Genomic DNA, 18,124 nt, shown 5'->3' with positions numbered 1-18,124 from the left:
CGGGGGCGAGATTTTTGCCGCTACACGCTTGCGGCACAGAATAATTAGCGTGATTTCACACGTCGCGGCCGTAGCGTCGTCGTAACGTGACCGACCTGAGACACAAATTCCGGAGTCACGGGGCACACTTACACCATCTTCAACCAAGGAGACGTGTGACCGTGTGCGGCGATCCGCAGGATTTCCGCCACGGTCCATGTGCATCGAAGGGGGACCTGTGAAATCCGTGAAGTCCATTGCCACGGGCGTGGCGGCACTGACCGCCATTGGCGGCGCCGCCGCCGGTGTGGCTTCCATTGCAGCACCGATCGGCCTGGATCAGGTGCAACTGGCTGCAGTCGGCGCGCCACTGCCGCAAGACCCGCCGCCGCCTCCTCCGCCCCCGCCGCCGGGAGCGCCGGGGCAGTTGCCGACGGCGGATCAGTTGGCCAACCTCTGCACGCAAGTAACCGACCCCGGGGTTAACTACAGGGACAAAAACAACCTCGTTGAAAACGGCGTCAGTCAAAACGAGGGTATGGTTGCTGACCACGACCTGCGCAAGGCCTACCGGAACGGTAACTTCCCCGAGCAGTTCAACGTGACGAACATCGCGCCGGCCGGCCCGAATATGGCCCAGGCCGACGTGGCCATCACGGGGCCGAAGTTCGCCGGGCCGGTCAACAAGCACCTGGTGTTCGTCAACCAGAACGGAAACTGGGTCTTGCAGCACGACGCTGCGCTTGCTCTGCTGCAGGCGTCGACGGCGACCAACTAAGACAGTTCGGCGAATTCGTCTCGCAACACCGACGTTTCAAGCGGACCCCATGCGCCTCCGTGAGGCGGCGCTTGGGGTTTGCCTTTCAATTCCCCCGGCTCGCGGTGGCCAGCCGCCCAGCGGCCTTCCAATGCACGTCCTCGCACAGCCGGCGCACAGTGTGCTCTTGTTTCTCCCACATCGGATCGCCGTAACGTATCGGTGCCGAGACACGAAGTACCAGACGCAACGGGCACGCCTACACCATCCGAGCCGCCAGGAGAGGCGGCCGCGGATTGCCAACCGAGCGTCGAAATTCGTGCCCACCGAAGGGGGAACCATGAAGACCGTCAAGACCCTTGCTACCGCGGTGGCAGCGCTGGCCATCGTCGGGGGCGCCGCCGCCGGCGTGGCTTCCGTCGCGACGCCGAGTTCGCTGGCCGCCGGGGTGCGGCTCGCCACCGTCGGTGCGCCGCTTCCGCAGGATCCGCCCCCGGCCCAGCCGGTCGCCGGTGCCAACGTGCCGACTCCCGATCAGCTGACGGGCGTGCTGACCAGCCTCGCCGACCCGAACGTGTCGTTCAACAGCAAAGGCAATCTGGTCCAGGGCGGCATCAGTGGCATGGAAGCGCACGTCGCGGACAAGAAGCTGCAGAAGGCCGCCAAGAACGGCGACCTGCCGCTGTCGTTCGACGTCACGAACATCCAGCCGGCCGCGGCCGGTTCGGCGACCGCCGACGTTGCGGTCTCCGGCCCCAAGCTGACGTCGCCGGTCACGCAGAACGTCACCTTCGTCAATCAGGGCGGTTGGGTGCTGTCGCGGGCGTCGGCGATGGAACTGCTGCAGGCCGCCGGTCAGTGATCGGCGCCCAGCGCGCGCAGGTCTAACCGGGCGATGCGCGCCGGATCCGCGAGCACGTCGATCGCGCGGATCCGGCCGTCGCGCACCACGAAACCCATGACGGATGCCGCTCGGCCGGCGATGAAAATCACCGCGCCGGCGGCGCCGTTGATGGTCGCGGCACGCGCCTCGCGCTCCGAGCCCGCGTAACCGCGGGCCAGCTCGGCCACCGAGGCCGCGCCCTGGGCGCGGAAGACGGCCGCGGCGGCGCCGAAGTCACCCCGCAACACCACGTCGGGATGGAGGACCGCGACCAGGCGGTCGAAGTCGCCACTGCGCCCCGCCGCGAAGAAGGCGTCGACCACCTCGCGTTGCGCGGCCAACGTGCCGTCGGGAACCGGATCGGCCTGCTCGATCCGGCGTCGTGCCCGGCTGGCCAGCTTGCGGGCCGACTCGGGCGTCCGGTCGACGATGGCCGCGATCTGATCGAACGGCACGGTGAACACGTCGTGCAGGACGAACGCCAGCCGCTCGGCCGGCGGCAACGTATCCAGCACCACGAACAGCGCCAGCCCCACCGCGTCGGCCAGCATCGCGCGGTGTTCGGGGTCGAATTCACCCTCTGCCTCCACGATCGGATCCGGCAGGTGACCGATCAGCTCCTCGCCGCCGCGAGTGCGGCGGTCGCGCAACATGTTCAGGCAGATGCGCGCCACCACCGTGGTCAGCCAGGCGTCCAGGTTGGCGATGCCGTCCCCGCCGTCCGATTCCGCGGTGCGGCTCAACCGCAGCCACGCCTCCTGCACCGCATCCTGAGCGTCGTCGATCGAGCCCAGCATGCGGTAGGCGATGGCGCCCAGTTGTGGTCGGGCCGCCTCGAAGCGTGCCGCCAGTGACGCCTCCGCCGTCACGGCCGATCGGTCTCGGGTAAGGCGCACACCCGGTCACCGGAAAAGCCCGACGACCCGATGTCGAGCGCGATGTTGAAACGGGCCCGAAGGTTGCCCAGCGTGATCACGTGGGTCAGGCCGACGAGCTGCGGGGTATCGAAATGCGCGCGCAGCGCGTCGAACAGTTCGTCGCTCACCTCGACCGGGGTCCGGCTGATCGCCGTGGCGTACCGCAGGATCAGCTTGTCGACGTCGGAAAAGCACGGCGCGTTCTGATAATCGGCGAGGGCCAACAGCTCTTGGTCGGTCATGCCCCAGCGGCGCGCGATCTGTGAGCCGAGGTCGATGCAGTATTCGCAGCGCACCGTCGTCGCCGCCTTCAGCTCGGCCAGTGCCCGCTGGCGGGGACTGAGGACGTCCAGCTTCGACTCGGCCTGCTCCAACTTGCCGTAGGCGTTGAGTAACCGCGGGATGTGCGCATACATCCGCAGTGGTTCCAGCATCCCCGCGGTTTCCAGCCCGGTCATCTGCGCGAGCTTGCGCTTGGTGAAAAAGAAAGCGATCTTGGCGCCGAGGCCTGCGTCGCGGTCGGAGACTCCGTGCAGCCGTGGCATGGCGATCCTCCTGGCAAGTTGTGTTGTTGACCAACGTCCTTACTAGGTCGACACGCGGCGAGGCCCGAACGTGACAACTACCCGGGCGCGCGCAGCGGCATATCCATGTCAAACACCCGGGCGTGCAGCACGGTGCGGTTCCGCAGCGCGGCGCGCACCGCACGATGCAGGCCGTCTTCGAGATAGGTGATGCCCTTCCACCGCACCGCGTGCGGGAAGAGATCGCCGTAGAAGGTGGAGTCCTCGGAGAGCAGCCGGTCCAGTGCGAGCACCGTTGTGGTCGTGACCAATTCGTCGAGCCGGATCTGCTGCGGCGGTATCTGGGACCAATCCCGGTAGGACAGGTTGTGTTCGGGATACGGCTTGCCGTCGCGTACGCCCTTGAAAATCATCGGCCGACCTTTCCCGGCTCATTGCTGTGGCCCGACCGGTTCATTCTGAAAAGGCTAGCCGGAGCGACTTTCGTCAGCACGGACGCGTGCGAACAAAGTCTGCCGAGCGCCCCCGCCTTCCTCGCGGCGACGACGGGCCGTGATCCCCGCGGCCACCGAGTCCGCCGAACCGCCGCTGAAAACTATCGGCACCGCCCGAGCCCGTAAAATGAATCCGGTCAAGACGGTATCGAAGGAGGTGGTGGCCGGTGGGAAGTGCCGATGACCGTCGGTTTGAGGTGTTGCGCGCCATCGTCGCCGACTTCGTCGCCACCAAGGAACCCATCGGTTCCAAGGCGTTGGTGGAGCGCCACAACCTGGGCGTCTCGTCCGCCACCGTCCGCAACGACATGGCGGTGCTCGAGGCCGAGGGCTACATCGCCCAGCCGCACACCAGTTCCGGGCGGGTGCCCACCGAGAAGGGCTACCGCGAATTCGTCGACCGGCTCGACGACGTCAAGCCCCTGTCCTCGGCCGAACGGCGCGCGATCCAGAGCTTCCTCGAGTCCGGGGTCGACCTCGACGACGTGCTGCGCCGGGCGGTCCGGCTGCTGTCGCAGCTGACCCGGCAGGTGGCCGTGGTGCAGTACCCCACGCTGTCGTCGTCGACGGTGCGCCACCTCGAAGTGATCGCCCTGACCCCGGCGCGGCTGCTGATGGTTGTCATCACCGACTCGGGCCGGGTCGACCAGCGGGTCGTCGAACTCGGTGACGTCATCGACGACCACGAACTTTCTCAGCTGCGGGAGATGCTCGGCCAGGCGCTGGTCGGCAAGAAGCTGTCGGCCGCCTCGGTCGCGGTCGCCGACCTCGCCGGACAGCTGCGCAGCCCGGACGGCCTGGGCGACGCCGTCGGCCGATCGGCGACGGTGTTGCTGGAATCCCTCGTCGAACACACCGAAGAGCGCCTGTTGCTGGGCGGTACCGCCAACCTGACCCGGAACGCGGCCGATTTCGGTGGCTCGTTGCGCTCCATCCTGGAAGCGCTGGAAGAGCAGGTGGTGGTGCTGCGGTTGCTGGCCGCCCAGCAGGAAGCCGGTAAAGTGACGGTGCGCATCGGCCACGAGACGGCCGCCGAGCAGATTTTGGGCACCTCCGTGGTCACCACCGCCTACGGCACGTCCGACACCGTTTACGGGGGAATGGGTGTGCTGGGGCCCACCCGGATGGACTATCCGGGAACTATCGCCAGCGTTGCTGCGGTTGCCCTTTATATCGGCGAAGTCCTGGGTGCTCGATGAACGCGCACCCGAAGGATCGGTTGGCGCGGGGTAAAGACCAGGTATAGGAGAGTCAAGCGTGGCACGCGATTACTACGGGCTGCTCGGCGTGAGCAGAAACGCCAGCGACGCGGAGATCAAGCGCGCGTATCGCAAAATGGCGCGCGAACTGCATCCCGACGTCAACCCCGACCAAGCCGCGCAGGCGAAATTCCAGGAGATCACCGTCGCCTACGAGGTGCTCAGCGACCCCGAGAAGCGGCGGGTCGTCGACCTGGGCGGTGACCCGATGGAGGGCGCGGCCGCGGCGGGCGGCGGCTTCGGGGCCGGCTTTGGCGGCCTGGGCGACGTGTTCGAGGCCTTCTTCGGCGGCGGCTTCAGCGGCGGCGCGACCTCCCGCGGCCCCATCGGGCGGGTGCGGCCGGGCTCGGACTCGCTGCTGCGGATGCGACTCGACCTCGAGGAGTGCGCCACCGGCGTCACCAAGCAGGTCACCGTCGACACCGCGGTGCTGTGCGACCGATGCCAGGGCAAGGGCACCAACGGTGATTCGGCGCCGGTGCCGTGCGACACCTGCGGTGGCCGCGGCGAGGTCCAGACGGTGCAGCGCTCGCTGCTGGGACAGGTGATGACCTCACGGCCGTGCCCCACCTGCCGTGGCGTCGGCGTCGTCATCCCCGACCCATGCCACCAGTGCATGGGCGACGGCCGGGTGCGGGCCCGCCGCGAGATCAGCGTCAAGATCCCCGCCGGTGTCGGCGACGGCATGCGCGTGCGGCTCGCCGCCCAGGGCGAGGTCGGGCCCGGCGGCGGGCCGGCCGGTGACCTGTACGTCGAGGTGCACGAACAGCCCCACGACGTCTTCGTCCGCGAGGGCGACGACCTGCACTGCACGGTCTCGGTGCCGATGGTCGACGCGGCGCTGGGCGCCACCGTCACCGTCGACGCCATCCTGGACGGCGTCAGCGAGATCACCATCCCGCCCGGCACCCAACCGGCGTCGGTCATCACGCTGCGCGGCCACGGCATGCCGCACCTGCGGTCCGGCACCCGGGGCGATCTGCATGTGCACGTCGAGGTGGTGGTTCCGGCCCGGCTGGATCACCGCGACACCGAATTGCTGCGCGAGCTCAAGACGCGCCGCAGCCGCGACGTGCCCGAGGTCCGCTCGACCCACGCCGGCGGCGGACTGTTCAGCCGGCTCCGCGAAACCTTCACCGGACGCTAGTCGGGAGCCGCGAAGGCGCGCACATGGTCGCGACCCTGTTCTACCTCGATGCTCTGCCGCAGCCCGGCTCGCTCGCCGTGCTGGGCGGTGACGAGGGCTTTCACGCCGCCACCGTGCGACGCATCCGTCCCGGCGAGCGGCTCATGCTCGGCGACGGCGCCGGAGCCTTGGCCCACTGCGAGGTGGAGCACGCCGGGCGCGACGGTCTGCGCGCGCGGGTGCTCGAGCGCTGGAGCGTCCCGCCGGGATCCCCGGCCGTGACGATCGTGCAGGCGCTGCCCAAGTCGGAGCGTTCGGAGCTGGCCATCGAGCTGGCCACCGAAGCCGGCGCCGACGCGTTCCTGGCGTGGCAGGCCGCGCGGTGCGTGGCCAACTGGCAGGGCAACCGGGTCGACAAGGGGCTGCGCCGGTGGCGCGCCGTCGTCCGTTCGGCGGCGCGGCAGTCCCGCCGGGCGCACATCCCGCCGGTCGACGGCGTGCTGTCCACCGTGGAGCTGACGCGGCGGATTCGCGACGAGGTGGCCGCCGGCGCGACGGCGCTGGCCTTGCATGAGTCGGCCACCGACCGGCTCGCGGATATCGAGCTGGCACAAGCGAAATCACTGCTGCTCGTCGTCGGCCCAGAAGGTGGGATCGCCGACGACGAGATTGCGGCGCTGTCCGACGCGGGCGCGGTGGCGGTGCGGCTCGGTCCCCAGGTGCTGCGGACGTCGACCGCCGCGGCGGTGGCCCTGGGCGCGCTCGGCGTGCTGACCCCGCGTTGGGACCGGCGCGGCGAGATCCCGGCAAACGGCCTCACGCTGCAGGTTCGCGACACCACACCGTCGTCGAGTACGTTGCTGAACACTGACCAACCCGGGCCCTCGGCGTAGACTGAGACGGCCCAGCAACCCACCGACAAGCCGAGAAAGCAGGCATCGAGAGCCACGTGACGCCCCGCGAGACCAGCGCTGCTGACGCAGCCGGAGCCGTCCCGGCCACTGCTCAGGTTCGCAGCAGCATCGACGTTCCGCCCGATGTCGTCATGGGCCTGTTGGGTTCGGCGGACCAGAACCTGCGGGCCCTGGAGCGCAGCCTCAATGCCGACCTGCACGTGCGTGGCAACGCGGTCACCGTCGCGGGTGAGCCGGCCGACGTGGCGCTCGCCGAGCGGGTGATCTCCGAGCTGATCGCCATCGTCGCCGGGGGCCAGTCGTTGACGCCGGAGGTGGTCCGGCACAGCGTCGCCATGCTGGCCGGCACCGACAACGAGTCACCGGCCGAGGTGCTGACGCTGGACATCCTGTCGCGGCGCGGAAAGACGATCCGGCCCAAGACGCTCAACCAGAAGCGCTACGTCGACGCCATCGACGCCAACACCATCGTCTTCGGGGTCGGCCCGGCCGGCACCGGCAAGACCTATCTGGCGATGGCCAAGGCGGTGAACGCCCTGCAGACCAAACAGGTCAGCCGCATCATCCTGACCCGCCCGGCCGTGGAAGCCGGTGAGCGCCTTGGCTTTTTGCCCGGCACGCTCAGCGAGAAGATCGATCCGTATCTGCGGCCGTTGTATGACGCGCTGTACGACATGATGGATCCCGAGCTGATCCCCAAACTGATGACCGCCGGGGTCATCGAGGTGGCGCCGCTGGCCTACATGCGTGGCCGCACCCTCAATTCCGCGTTCATCGTCCTCGACGAGGCGCAGAACACCACCGCCGAGCAGATGAAGATGTTCCTCACCCGGCTCGGCTTCGGGTCGAAGATCGTTGTCACCGGCGACATCACGCAGGTCGACCTGCCGGGCGGCGCCAAGTCGGGCCTGCGCTCGGCGATCGAAATCCTGGACAGCGTGGAAGACATCCACGTCTCGGAGCTGACCAGCGTGGACGTGGTCCGCCACCGGCTGGTCTCGGAGATCGTGGACGCCTATGCGAAGTTTGAAGAGCCCGGTCTGACGATGAACCGGGCGTCGCGGCGGGCGACGGGCTCGCGCGGTCGTCGATGATGGTGCGGTGAGCGGGTTTATGAGCATCGAGGTATCCAACGAATCGGGTATCGACGTCTCCGAAGCCGAGCTGATCAGCGTCGCGCGGTTCGTCATCGCCAAGATGGACGTCAACCCGGCGGCTGAGCTGTCGATGGTGCTGCTGGACACCGCCGCGATGGCCGACCTGCACATGCGCTGGATGGACCTGCCCGGGCCGACCGACGTGATGAGCTTTCCGATGGACGAGCTCGAGCCCGGTGGGCGTCCGGATGCCCCCGAGCCGGGCCCCTCGATGCTGGGCGACATCGTGCTGTGCCCGGAATTCGCGGCCGGCCAAGCCGCCTCGGCGGGGCACAGCCTGGGGCACGAGCTGGCGCTGCTGACCATCCACGGGGTGCTTCACCTGATCGGCTACGACCACGGCGAGCCGGACGAGGAGAAGGAGATGTTCGCCCTGCAGGACCGGCTGCTCGAAGAGTGGGTCGCCGATCAGGTCGAGGCCTACCGCCAGGACCGCCAAGAGGAGCGGGACCGTCGATTGGTCGACAAGTCAAGGTATTTCGACAATTGAGGCCACTCAAGATCCTGGCGGCAGCCGCCATCGCGTTCGCACCGCTGTCGGTGTTGGTCGCCACCTCCGCCCCGGCGGCGCAGGCGGCCCCGTGCGCCGGCGCGGGATCCAACCCCGTCTCCTGCCAGCACTGCATGTTCTACGTGAACGCCTATCACACGGCGAACGTGTGCAACGAGGACCGCCGCGGGGTGCAGGGGCCCGCGAGCAACGCGCCCACGCGGGCCCCCGAAGTCCCCATCCCGGTGTACGAGCCGCCGCCGATGCCGCCGCCGGCGCAGAACCCGCTGGTCCTCCCGCCGCCCAACTCGGGTCAGAACGTGCCGGTGCTGGAGATCAACCCGCCCGGGCCCGACGCGCCACGCAACGCCCCGGTGGTGGCACCGCCGCGCGGGCTGGATGCGCCGTCGCTGGCGATCGCGGCCGCCAAGGCCGCGCCGGTGACGCGCGTCGACCCCGCCAACCCGCCGAAGCCGCCCACCCAGATCGATTTCGACCAGCAGGTGCAGAACGTCGTGAGTTCGCACCGGGACAACGTCGACATCCTCAAGGTTGACGACCAGAAGTTCGTCCGGCCGCGCCACTGGGACTACCTCGACTACGACGACGCGTACCGCCGCCCGACCATCTACAACCCGCTCAATCAGCCGATCACGTTCCGCTACTTCTACAACGGCGGCTACCAGCAGGCGTACCTGCCGCGCGGAGCGCGGATGGTGCTCGACACGACGACCGTCGGCGTCGTCCCGTTCACCGCGGTCGGCGACAGTTACGTGGCGGCCGGCAGCTTCTACGGCGGGGGTTCGATACCGCTGAACGGGTACAACGGTCCGCCGCCGCCCGATTACAAGCCGCCGGCGCCCCCGAAGCTGTACGAGAACGTCACCGTGTTCGTCCCCGCCAAGGGCGAGACCGTCGAAGTGGGCCACGTGTCGGTGGTGGGCCACGACGGCAGCCAACCCGCGGGCGGCCAGGACACCTTCCTGCTCGACGACTCCACCCTGGCCTGGGGGCAGATCGACAACTCCACCAGCGCCCCCTCCCAGGTCCGGGTGATCAAGACCCAGCCGACGCCGGGCGTCGGCCCGACCGACGATGGCAGCTTCTTGGTGCTGCTCGCCGTCCACCACCAGGAGCCCGGTCAAGCCAACCAGTCCGTCTGGACTATGGCGCTGCGCTACGGTGGATTCGCGGTCGTGGTGTGCCTGATCGCCTGGCTGCTCGCTCGCCGGAGCCGGACCGAGGAGCAGGACGCTGACACCTAGGTATGTCGACAATTGACCGGCTGGTCTGAGCTGCTCGGCGCAGTCGCGCTGATCGCGCTGGGCGGACTGTTCGCGGCGATTGATGCGGCCATCAGCACGGTGTCGCTGGCCCGGGTTCAGGAGCTGGTGCGCGACGAGCGGCCCGGCGCGGTGGCGTTGTCCAAGGTGATGTCGGAGCGGCCCCGCTACATCAACCTGGTGGTGCTGCTGCGGATCACCTGCGAGATCACCGCGACCGTGCTGCTGGTGGTGTTCCTCTACGACAACTTCGGGCTGCGCTGGGGCTTGTTCGGCGCCGCAACCATCATGGTGGTGACCAGCTTCGTCGTGATGGGGGTGGGGCCGCGCACCCTCGGCAGGCAGAACGCCTACTCCATCGCGTTGACGACGGTGCTTCCGCTGCAGGCGATCTCGTGGCTGTTGATGCCGATCAGCCGGTTGCTGGTGGTGCTGGGTAACGCGGTCACTCCCGGGCGAGGCCTGCGGAACGGGCCGTTCGCCTCCGAGATCGAGCTGCGTGAGGTCGTCGACCTGGCCCAGCAGCGCGGCGTGGTCGCCGCCGAAGAGCGCCGGATGATCCAGTCGGTCTTCGAACTCGGTGACACCCCGGCCCGCGAGGTGATGGTGCCGCGCACCGAGATGATCTGGATCGAAAGCGACAAGTTCGCCAGCCAGGCCATCAACCTGGCGGTGCGCAGCGGGCATTCCCGCATCCCGGTGATCGGCGAGAACGTCGACGACATCGTCGGCGTCGTGTACTTGAAAGACCTTGTCCAGCAGACGGTTTTGTCCGGTGACGGCGGCCGGACCCCGCCGGTGTCGAAGGTGATGCGGCCGGCGGTCTTCGTGCCCGACTCCAAACCCCTGGACTCGCTGCTGCGGGAAATGCAGCGCGACCGCAACCACATGGCGCTGCTCGTCGACGAGTACGGCGCGATCGCCGGCCTGGTCAGCATTGAAGACGTGCTCGAAGAAATCGTCGGCGAGATCGCCGACGAGTACGACCAGGCGGAGACGGCACCGGTAGAAGACCTGGGCGACAAGCACTTCCGGGTGTCGGCGCGGCTTCCGATCGAGGACCTGGGCGAGCTGTATGACGTGGAATTCGACGACGATCTCGACGTCGACACCGTCGGCGGCCTGCTCGCCCTGGAATTGGGCCGGCTTCCGCTGCCGGGCGCCGAGGTGGTGTCACACGGTCTGCGGCTGCAGGCCGAAGGCGGCACCGATCACCGGGGCCGGGTACGGATCAACACCGTCCTGCTCAGCCCGACCGAATCAGACGGTTCATCCGATGGCGAGGAATCCGAGCAGCATGACTGAATTCCGTTCCGGTTTCGTATGTTTCGTCGGTCGACCCAACACCGGGAAATCGACCCTGACGAACGCGCTCGTCGGGACCAAGGTCGCGATCACGTCGATGCGGCCACAGACCACCCGGCACACCATCCGCGGCATCGTGCACCGGGACGACTTTCAGATCATCCTGGTCGACACGCCGGGCCTGCATCGGCCGCGCACCCTGCTGGGCAAGCGGCTCAATGACCTTGTGCGCGATACCTATTCCGAAGTCGACGTGATCGGGCTGTGCATCCCGGCGGATGAGGCGATCGGTCCGGGAGACCGGTGGATCGTCGAACAGATCCGCGCGACAGCACCGAAGACGACGCTGGTCGCCATCGTCACCAAAATCGACAAGACGCCCAAGGACCGGGTGGCCGCGCAGTTGGTGGCGGTCAGCGAGTTGGTCGGTGACTCGGCCGAAATCGTGCCGGTGTCGGCGGTGACCGGCGCGCAGGTCGACATCTTGATCGACGTGCTGGCCGCCGCGCTGCCGCCCGGCCCGGCGTACTACCCCGACGGTGAACTGACCGACGAACCCGAAGAGGTCCTGATGGCCGAGCTCATCCGGGAGGCCGCGCTGGAAGGTGTCCGGGACGAGCTGCCGCACTCGCTGGCGGTGGTCATCGACGAGGTCAATCCGCGGGAGGATCGCGACGACCTGATCGACGTGCACGCCCTGCTCTACGTCGAACGCGACAGCCAGAAGGGGATCGTCATCGGCAAGGGTGGTGCCCGGCTGCGGGAGGTCGGCACCGCCGCGCGCGCTCAGATCGAGAAGCTGCTGGGCACCAAGATTTACCTCGACCTGCGTGTCAAGGTTGCCAAGAACTGGCAGAGCGACCCCAAACAGCTTGGCCGACTGGGCTTTTAGCGGTCACAGCCGTTCCGCGCGGCCGACCGCCGCACGCCCGACCAATAGGTGACTTTCATTCGTGCTAGCGCCGGTGCTAGCGCATTTGGGAAAGACCATATGCCAGGCAGAGGCGACGCATGTGGCTCATGTGAAATGCGCTGGATCGCCTCGTCAGGCCAGCACCCGGACCGTCTGCAACGACGGGTCGGCCGCGTCGGGAAGGTTCATGCCGGCGTTGACGCCCGAGCGCAGGTAGTCCAGCACGGCATCGTTGAGACGCTCGCCGGGAACGACGGCGGGAATGCCCGGGGGATAGGGCGTGATTTGTTCGGCGGCGATCCGGCCGCCGGCGCTCTCGGTGGGTATCGCCTCGACCCGCCCGAAGAACGCGTCCCGCGGCAGTTCGACGGTTTCCAATTGCAGGTCCGCCGGCGAGGGCAGCGCGATGCGCGGCGCCGGCTCGAAGTCGTCGGCCGCGGTTCGCCACGCCCGCAGCGCATCGGTGAGACGTCCCAGCGTCTCCTTGTCGTCAGCCATGGACAACGTAGCCAGAATGCGACGGTGATCGCTCATGCCCAAGTCGATGTGCGCGTTCGCGCGCAACCAGTCGGAGGCCTGGTAACCCGATGTGCCCGTGGCCGATACGTCGATCAGCACCTGCATCCGGTCGAGGTCATGGGAGGCCTGCACGCCGAGCAGTTCCTCGTCGAGCACCTCCACGTCGGGGATGAGTTCGATCTCCTCTCGCGCCTGCCGTGTCAAATCCAATGCGGCACTCAGTAATTCGTGACCATGCTGCACCATCTGCCGGCGCCACCCGTCCATGGCCGCATACAGCAGGACATTGGGGCTGGTCGTCATCAGCAGATCAGCGCAACCGGAAAGGCGTTCCTGATCGATCAGGTCGCCCTGCACGTGGAACACCGAGCCCTGCTCGAAACCCGCGCCCATCTTGTGCACGCTCACCACACAGACGTCCGCGCCCGCATCCATCGCCCAGGTCGGCAGGTCCTCATGGAACGGCAGGTGCGCGCCCCACGCTTCATCGATGATCAACGGCTTCCCCCGCCGATGGCACACCTCGGCGATGCCGGCGATGTCGGCGCAGGTGCCGTACGGGCTGGGACTGACGACAAGCGCACCGGAGGCGTCGGGGTGCTCGGCCCAGGCCTTCTCGACCTGCTGCGGTGAGGGCGGATGAGAAAAGTGGTGCTCGGCGTCCCATTGCGGCGTGATCCAGCGCGGCTGCACGCCGGAGAAGATCAGCCCCGCCACGATCGACTTGTGGCTGTCGCGGCTGACCAGGAGGCTGCCGTCCCCACCGGCGACGGCCATCATCGCCGCCCTGACCGATAGTGAACTGCCGCAGGTGGAAAACCAGGCGATCTCGGCGCCCACGGCTTCGGCCATCAGGTCTTCGGCGCGCTTGAGGTATCCGTTGCTGGTTCTGCGGTCGTCCAGGCCGCCGCTGGCCAGCACGTCGTCCAGGAACGGCTCGCGGCCCAAGACCGCCAGGACCCGGTCGTCGGCGCCGCGGCCTTGCCGGTGGCCTGGCGGGGTGAATCCGTACCGGTTCTGGTTCCGATAATCGGCCAGCGCATCGAGCAGGGGAGCGGTCGATTGGTCCATGACGTACGGGTACCCGGGTTGTCAGTGGCTAATTGGCGCCGGGCGCATCGGTGGTCTGGTCCCACCATGACTGGGGCTGTTGGCTCGCCCATCCGCAGACGGCCTCGAGCTCGGCGGCCAGCGAAATCAGCATGCCCTCGCTGTTCGCCGGACCCATCAGCTGCACACCGATCGGCAGGCCGTCGGAGGTGAAGCCCGCCGGCACGTTGATCGATGGCCAGCCCAGTACGTTCCACGGGAACGTCAGCGGGCACGCCGCGACCATGGCGCGGTCCGTGCCGAAGCCACTCAACCGGTCGAAGGCGCGCGCCAGCGGTGGCGGCTGCGCCGTGGTCGGCGCCAGCACCACGTCGACGATGTCGAAGATCGACCCCACCCGGCGCTGGTCGGCCGCTTCGTGGCGGCGGGCGGTGCGCAGGATCGCCTGTCCCAGCACCGCGCCCATGCGCAGGTTGGACAGGGTGCGGGGGTCCAGCACGACGCCGTCGCCCAGCCGCTCCTCCCAATCGCGGAGGCCCGAGGTGGAGCGGGCGAGGAAGTCCCAGGACAGCCGCATGCCGTAGTCGGGGTTGCCGGGCACCACGGTGTGGCCGAGCAATTCGAGTTGCTTCCCGACGGCCCGCGTCGCCGCCAGGATCTCCGGGTGCAGCTTCGGCCGGAAGCCGGTGTACGGGAAACGGGTGGACAGCGCGATGTTCAGCGGGCCGGGCGCCTTGCCCACATAGTCGGACGCAGTGAGCGGGGGCGGCTTGTGCCGGTCGCCCTCGACGTTGCCCGACGCCGCGTCGAGCACCAGCGCCGCATCGGCCACGGTCCGGGCCAGCACGCCGTTGACCGTGATGCCGTTGAACGCCTCCGGCAACGGCCAGGTCGAGATGCGTCCGCGCTGCGGCTTGATGCCCACCAGGTGCGTCCACGCCGCCGGAATCCGGATGCTGCCGGCGCCGTCGGAGCCGATCGCGGCGGTGACCAGTCCGGCGGCCACCGCGGCGGCGCTGCCGCCCGACGATCCGCCGGGGGTGTGCCGGCGCGACCAGGGGTTGCGGGTATGCCCGAAGCCGGGGCCGCTGGTGAACGGCCATTGCCCGAGTTCGCAGGTGTTCGTCTTGCCGACGATCACCGCGCCGGCCGCCTTGAGGCGGCGCACCACCTCGGCGTCGTGCGTGGCGGGGGCGACCGACCCCTCGGTCCCGAAGGCGGTGGGCACCCCGGCGATGTCGACGTCGTCTTTGACGGCGATCGGGACCCCCAGCAACGGGGCGGTGTCACCGGCCGCGCGGCGCCGGTCGGCCTCCGCCGCGTCGGCCAGCGCCGACTCGGTGAGCACCACCCGGAAGGCGTTCAGCGTGGGCTGGCTGGCGTGAATGGCGTGCAAGGAGCGACCCACCAGGGTGGTGGATGTCACTGAACGACTGGCCAGCTGATAGAGCAGGTCAGTGAGTGTGGGCAGGCGCCGGTGGCCGGATCCGGAAATGGACCCAGGACCCGACCCAGAAGCGCCAATCACGGGGTACGAGACTAACGGCGCGGATACCCGTAATGTCGCGGCGGGGTGCAAAACTATTGTGATGCGGCTATACCGAGACCGAGCTGTTGTGTTGCGCCAGCACAAGCTCGGCGAAGCCGACCGGATCGTCACCCTGCTGACTCGTGATCACGGGCTGGTCCGCGCAGTGGCCAAGGGCGTTCGCCGCACCCGCAGCAAATTCGGTGCGCGGCTGGAGCCGTTCGCGCACATCGACGCGCAGCTACATCCGGGCCGCAACCTCGACATCGTCACCCAGGTCGTCTCCATTGACGCGTTCACCACCGACATCGTCAACGACTACGGCCGTTACACCTGCGGCTGCGCCATGCTGGAGACCGCCGAGCGCCTCGCCGGTGAGGAGCGCGCGCCCGCCCCGGCCCTGCACGGGCTCACGGTGAGCGCGTTGCGGGCGGTGGCCGACGGCCGCCGGTCCCGGGACCTCCTGTTGGACGCCTACCTACTGCGCGCGATGGGCATCGCCGGATGGGCGCCCGCGCTCAATGAGTGCGCCCGTTGCGCCACGCCAGGTCCCCATCGGGCGTTCCACGTCGGCGCCGGCGGCAGCGTCTGCACACACTGCCGCCCGGCCGGTTCGACGACGCCGCCGCCGGGGGTGCTGGATCTGATGTCCGCGCTGCACGACGGCGATTGGGAGTTCGCCGAGCAGACGCCGCAATCGCACCGCAACTACGTCAGCGGTCTGGTGGCCGCGCACCTGCAGTGGCATTTGGAGCGACAGCTCAAGACGTTGCCACTCGTGGAACGGACGTATCACGTCGACCGGACCATCGCCGACCAGCGCGCGGCGCTGATCGGGCAGGATATGGACTGTGGCTAAACTCTGGGCCGGCGACTCTGGTCGAAAGGCCGAGCGCGCCACGGCGTCAGCCGATTTCCCGCAGCTGCCACCCGCGCCCGACGACTATCCGGTGTTTCCCGACAAGTCGGCCTGGCCGGTCGTCTTTCCGGAGCTGCCGCCGTCCCCCGACGGTGGGCCGTCCCGGCCGCCGCAGCACATCTCCAAGGCGGCCCCGCCCAAAATCGAGGCCGATCGACTGCCCAATCATGTGGCTATCGTGATGGACGGCAACGGCCGCTGGGCCACCCAGCAGGGGCTGACCCGGACCGATGGCCACAAGGCGGGTGAGGCGGTTGTCATCGACATCGTCTGCGGCGCAATCGAACTCGGTATCAAATGGCTCAGTCTCTACGCCTTCTCCACGGAAAACTGGAAGCGTTCTCCTGAGGAGGTCCGCTTCCTGATGGGGTTCAACCGGGACGTGGTGCGCATGCGCCGGGTGAACCTGAAGACGATCGGGGTCAAGATCCGGTGGGTGGGTTCGCGGCCGCGCCTGTGGCGCAGCGTGATCAATGAATTGGCGATCGCGGAGGACATGACGAAGGACAACGACGTCATCACGGTCAACTATTGCGTCAACTACGGTGGGCGCGCCGAAATCGCCGAGGCCACAAAGGAAATTGCGCGGTTGGCCGCCGCCGGCCGGCTGAACCCGGAACGCATCACCGAGTCGACGGTGGCGCACCACCTGCAGCGGCCCGACATTCCCGACGTCGATCTTTTCCTGCGGACCTCGGGGGAGCACCGGTCCAGCAATTTCATGTTGTGGCAGGCGGCGTACGCCGAATACGTCTTTCAGGACAAGCTGTGGCCCGACTACGACCGCCGCGATTTGTGGGCGGCCTGTGAGGAATACGCTTCCCGCAACCGCAGATTCGGGAGCGCATAGTGCCATCGCTGCAGGAACGCCTGGTGTCGATACTCGGCGACGTCCTCCCGCTCGAGGAGGAGACCGACGGCGCGATCACGGTCCGCCACGACGGCACCATCGCCTCGTTGCGGGTGGTCAACATCGCCGAGGGCCTCGACCTGGTGTCGCTCACCCAGATATTGGCGTGGGACCTGCCGCTGACCAAGAAAATCAGCGAGCAGGTGGCCAAGGAGGCCCGCGACAGCAATTTCGGCAGCGTGAGCCTGATCGAAAAGGTCAATGAGAAGGCCGTGCAACGCAATTCGGGCAAGGGCGCCTCGAAGACCGCCGACGTGATGATGCGCTACAACTTCCCCGGCGGCGGCCTCACCGATGACGCCCTGCGGACGCTGATCCTGTTGGTGCTGGACACCGGGGCCGGGATACGCGGGAAGCTGACAGCCTGACCGGCTATCGGCCCCCGCAGTCCGAACAGGTGCCGAAGATCTCGATGGTGTGGCTGACGTCGGAGAAGCCATGTTTGGCAGCCACTTCCGCCGCCCACTCCTCGACCTCGTGATCGCCCACCTCGATGGTGGCGCCGCAGGTGCGGCACACCAGGTGGTGGTGATGGTGCTCGGAACACCTGCGGTACACCGATTCACCGGTGTCGGTGCGCAGCGTGTCGATCATCCCCGCCGCGGCCATCGACTGCAGCGTCCGGTAGACGGTCGTCAGGCCGATGTTCTCGCCGCGGCGCCGCAGCTCGTCATGCAGCTCTTGGGCCGAGCGGAACTCGTCGAGCGTCTCCAGCAACGTGGAGATCGCTGCACGCTGCCGGGTGGAGCGGACGCTGGTTCCGGTCATTGGCGCGGCTCCTCACCGGCGTGCGCGACGGCGTCCACCACGATATGCGCGAGGTGGTGATCGGCGAGCCGGTAGAGCACCTCGCGACCGGACCGCTCCCCGGTGACCACCCCGGCCGCCTTCAGAATCTTCAGGTGCTGGCTGACCAGCGGCTGGGGGACGCCCAACGCATCCACCAACTCGTGCACGCAGCGGTGGGACTCGCGCAGCTGCAGCACGATGGCGATCCGCACGGGCGCGGCCAGCGCGCGCAACAACTCGCCTGCGGCATCGAGGATGTCACGCGGCGGCGGGACCGGATAGGCGGAGACGCCGGAGTGCCCGGCGGCGCCGAGCGCGTCGTGGTCGTGGGCGACCACGCCGGGGTCCGAGTCGCCGTCGTCGGCGGTCGGCATCGATGCGGATGGTGACGGGGACGTCATCATGGGA

The 18,124-nt window shown here is 68.2% G+C and carries 20 protein-coding genes; 13 read left to right on the top strand and 7 right to left on the bottom strand.

Going from position 1 to position 18,124, the window contains the following annotated elements; translation table 11 throughout:
- Window positions 1–217 precede the first annotated feature (217 nt).
- Entirely contained in the window at window positions 218–757 is a 540-nt protein-coding gene (locus tag A5760_RS04880) for a hypothetical protein (protein ID WP_064878211.1), read from the top strand.
- A gap of 319 nt (window positions 758–1,076) precedes the next feature.
- A complete protein-coding gene (locus tag A5760_RS04875) occupies window positions 1,077–1,598 on the top strand; it encodes a hypothetical protein (RefSeq protein ID WP_064878209.1) in 522 nt (173 codons plus the stop codon).
- Here A5760_RS04875 and A5760_RS04870 read toward each other — a convergent pair.
- The 3 genes from A5760_RS04870 to A5760_RS04860 all read right to left on the bottom strand — a co-directional run bounded on the left by A5760_RS04870 (window position 1,592) and on the right by A5760_RS04860 (window position 3,473).
- Window positions 1,592–2,488 carry a sigma-70 family RNA polymerase sigma factor gene (locus tag A5760_RS04870; protein WP_064878208.1) on the bottom strand — a complete coding sequence of 299 codons (897 nt, stop codon included), beginning with the start codon at window positions 2,486–2,488 and terminating at the stop codon, window positions 1,592–1,594. The two genes, A5760_RS04875 and A5760_RS04870, sit on opposite strands and share 7 nt — an antisense overlap.
- Window positions 2,485–3,081: a carboxymuconolactone decarboxylase family protein gene (locus A5760_RS04865; protein WP_064878207.1), complete on the bottom strand. Its 597-nt coding sequence runs from the start codon at window positions 3,079–3,081 to the stop codon at window positions 2,485–2,487. Before A5760_RS04865 ends, A5760_RS04870 begins: the two co-directional genes overlap by 4 nt.
- 77 nt (window positions 3,082–3,158) lie before the next feature.
- The gene (locus tag A5760_RS04860; protein WP_064878205.1) at window positions 3,159–3,473 is read right to left on the bottom strand and encodes a type II toxin-antitoxin system VapB family antitoxin; all 315 of its coding nucleotides are present in this window, start codon (window positions 3,471–3,473) and stop codon (window positions 3,159–3,161) included.
- A gap of 248 nt (window positions 3,474–3,721) precedes the next feature.
- Here A5760_RS04860 and hrcA point away from each other — a divergent pair, with 248 nt between their 5' ends.
- From hrcA to era, 8 genes are read left to right on the top strand one after another with little or no spacing between them, the layout of a single operon-like run.
- On the top strand, window positions 3,722–4,753 hold the full coding sequence (gene hrcA, locus A5760_RS04855) for a heat-inducible transcriptional repressor HrcA (RefSeq protein ID WP_064878203.1): 1,032 nt from the start codon (window positions 3,722–3,724) through the stop codon (window positions 4,751–4,753).
- Between the two features lie 58 nt (window positions 4,754–4,811).
- The gene (gene dnaJ, locus A5760_RS04850) at window positions 4,812–5,960 is read left to right on the top strand and encodes a molecular chaperone DnaJ (RefSeq protein ID WP_064878201.1); all 1,149 of its coding nucleotides are present in this window, start codon (window positions 4,812–4,814) and stop codon (window positions 5,958–5,960) included.
- A 23-nt stretch (window positions 5,961–5,983) separates the two neighbouring features.
- On the top strand, window positions 5,984–6,832 hold the full coding sequence (locus A5760_RS04845; protein ID WP_064878199.1) for a 16S rRNA (uracil(1498)-N(3))-methyltransferase: 849 nt from the start codon (window positions 5,984–5,986) through the stop codon (window positions 6,830–6,832).
- 56 nt (window positions 6,833–6,888) lie between these two features.
- A complete protein-coding gene (locus A5760_RS04840) occupies window positions 6,889–7,947 on the top strand; it encodes a PhoH family protein (protein ID WP_064878197.1) in 1,059 nt (352 codons plus the stop codon).
- A 19-nt stretch (window positions 7,948–7,966) separates the two neighbouring features.
- Entirely contained in the window at window positions 7,967–8,500 is a 534-nt protein-coding gene (gene ybeY / locus A5760_RS04835; protein ID WP_064878195.1) for an rRNA maturation RNase YbeY, read from the top strand.
- Complete coding sequence (locus A5760_RS04830; protein WP_064878193.1) at window positions 8,497–9,765, top strand: hypothetical protein; 1,269 nt, start codon at window positions 8,497–8,499, stop codon at window positions 9,763–9,765. The genes ybeY and A5760_RS04830 overlap by 4 nt, the downstream gene beginning before the upstream one ends.
- Before the next feature lie 12 nt (window positions 9,766–9,777).
- Window positions 9,778–11,088 carry a hemolysin family protein gene (locus tag A5760_RS04825; protein WP_064878192.1) on the top strand — a complete coding sequence of 437 codons (1,311 nt, stop codon included), beginning with the start codon at window positions 9,778–9,780 and terminating at the stop codon, window positions 11,086–11,088.
- Complete coding sequence (era, locus tag A5760_RS04820) at window positions 11,081–11,980, top strand: GTPase Era (RefSeq protein WP_064878190.1); 900 nt, start codon at window positions 11,081–11,083, stop codon at window positions 11,978–11,980. The genes A5760_RS04825 and era overlap by 8 nt, the downstream gene beginning before the upstream one ends.
- A gap of 153 nt (window positions 11,981–12,133) precedes the next feature.
- On the opposite strand, the gene A5760_RS04815 is transcribed toward era, so the two are convergent.
- Entirely contained in the window at window positions 12,134–13,591 is a 1,458-nt protein-coding gene (locus tag A5760_RS04815; RefSeq protein ID WP_064878186.1) for an aminotransferase class I/II-fold pyridoxal phosphate-dependent enzyme, read from the bottom strand.
- Between the two features lie 28 nt (window positions 13,592–13,619).
- A complete protein-coding gene (locus tag A5760_RS04810; protein ID WP_064878184.1) occupies window positions 13,620–15,098 on the bottom strand; it encodes an amidase in 1,479 nt (492 codons plus the stop codon).
- A gap of 61 nt (window positions 15,099–15,159) precedes the next feature.
- On the opposite strand from A5760_RS04810, the gene recO reads away from it, so the two are divergent.
- From recO to A5760_RS04795, 3 genes are read left to right on the top strand one after another with little or no spacing between them, the layout of a single operon-like run.
- Window positions 15,160–15,957, top strand: coding sequence for a DNA repair protein RecO (recO, locus tag A5760_RS04805; protein WP_064878182.1), 798 nt, complete (start codon window positions 15,160–15,162; stop codon window positions 15,955–15,957).
- On the top strand, window positions 15,950–16,867 hold the full coding sequence (locus tag A5760_RS04800) for a decaprenyl diphosphate synthase (RefSeq protein ID WP_082279336.1): 918 nt from the start codon (window positions 15,950–15,952) through the stop codon (window positions 16,865–16,867). Before recO ends, A5760_RS04800 begins: the two co-directional genes overlap by 8 nt.
- The gene (locus A5760_RS04795; RefSeq protein ID WP_064878180.1) at window positions 16,867–17,295 is read left to right on the top strand and encodes a hypothetical protein; all 429 of its coding nucleotides are present in this window, start codon (window positions 16,867–16,869) and stop codon (window positions 17,293–17,295) included. The genes A5760_RS04800 and A5760_RS04795 overlap by 1 nt, the downstream gene beginning before the upstream one ends.
- A gap of 4 nt (window positions 17,296–17,299) precedes the next feature.
- Here A5760_RS04795 and A5760_RS04790 read toward each other — a convergent pair whose 3' ends face one another.
- Both A5760_RS04790 and A5760_RS04785 read right to left on the bottom strand, forming a co-directional pair.
- Complete coding sequence (locus A5760_RS04790; protein WP_064878178.1) at window positions 17,300–17,695, bottom strand: Fur family transcriptional regulator; 396 nt, start codon at window positions 17,693–17,695, stop codon at window positions 17,300–17,302.
- Entirely contained in the window at window positions 17,692–18,120 is a 429-nt protein-coding gene (locus tag A5760_RS04785) for an ArsR/SmtB family transcription factor (RefSeq protein WP_196771989.1), read from the bottom strand. Before A5760_RS04785 ends, A5760_RS04790 begins: the two co-directional genes overlap by 4 nt.
- Between the last annotated feature and the right edge of the window lie 4 nt (window positions 18,121–18,124).

Source organism: Mycobacterium colombiense, assembly GCF_001665835.1.
Lineage (GTDB): Bacteria > Actinomycetota > Actinomycetes > Mycobacteriales > Mycobacteriaceae > Mycobacterium > Mycobacterium colombiense_A.
Note: the sequence above shows the minus strand (reverse complement) of the source record. Positions and strands in the feature narration are given on the sequence as shown.

Excerpts from the sequence above, each read along its gene's own strand:
- A5760_RS04790 (WP_064878178.1), bottom strand. The coding sequence starts at position 17,695 with ATGACCGGAACCAGCGTCCGCTCCACCCGGCAGCGTGCAGCGATCTCC.
- A5760_RS04875 (WP_064878209.1), top strand. The coding sequence starts at position 1,077 with ATGAAGACCGTCAAGACCCTTGCTACCGCGGTGGCAGCGCTGGCCATC.
- A5760_RS04815 (WP_064878186.1), bottom strand. The coding sequence starts at position 13,591 with ATGGACCAATCGACCGCTCCCCTGCTCGATGCGCTGGCCGATTATCGG.
- ybeY (WP_064878195.1), top strand. The coding sequence starts at position 7,967 with ATGAGCATCGAGGTATCCAACGAATCGGGTATCGACGTCTCCGAAGCC.
- recO (WP_064878182.1), top strand. The coding sequence starts at position 15,160 with ATGCGGCTATACCGAGACCGAGCTGTTGTGTTGCGCCAGCACAAGCTC.
- A5760_RS04845 (WP_064878199.1), top strand. The coding sequence starts at position 5,984 with ATGGTCGCGACCCTGTTCTACCTCGATGCTCTGCCGCAGCCCGGCTCG.
- era (WP_064878190.1), top strand. The coding sequence starts at position 11,081 with ATGACTGAATTCCGTTCCGGTTTCGTATGTTTCGTCGGTCGACCCAAC.
- A5760_RS04865 (WP_064878207.1), bottom strand. The coding sequence starts at position 3,081 with ATGCCACGGCTGCACGGAGTCTCCGACCGCGACGCAGGCCTCGGCGCC.
- A5760_RS04860 (WP_064878205.1), bottom strand. The coding sequence starts at position 3,473 with ATGATTTTCAAGGGCGTACGCGACGGCAAGCCGTATCCCGAACACAAC.
- A5760_RS04785 (WP_196771989.1), bottom strand. The coding sequence starts at position 18,120 with ATGATGACGTCCCCGTCACCATCCGCATCGATGCCGACCGCCGACGAC.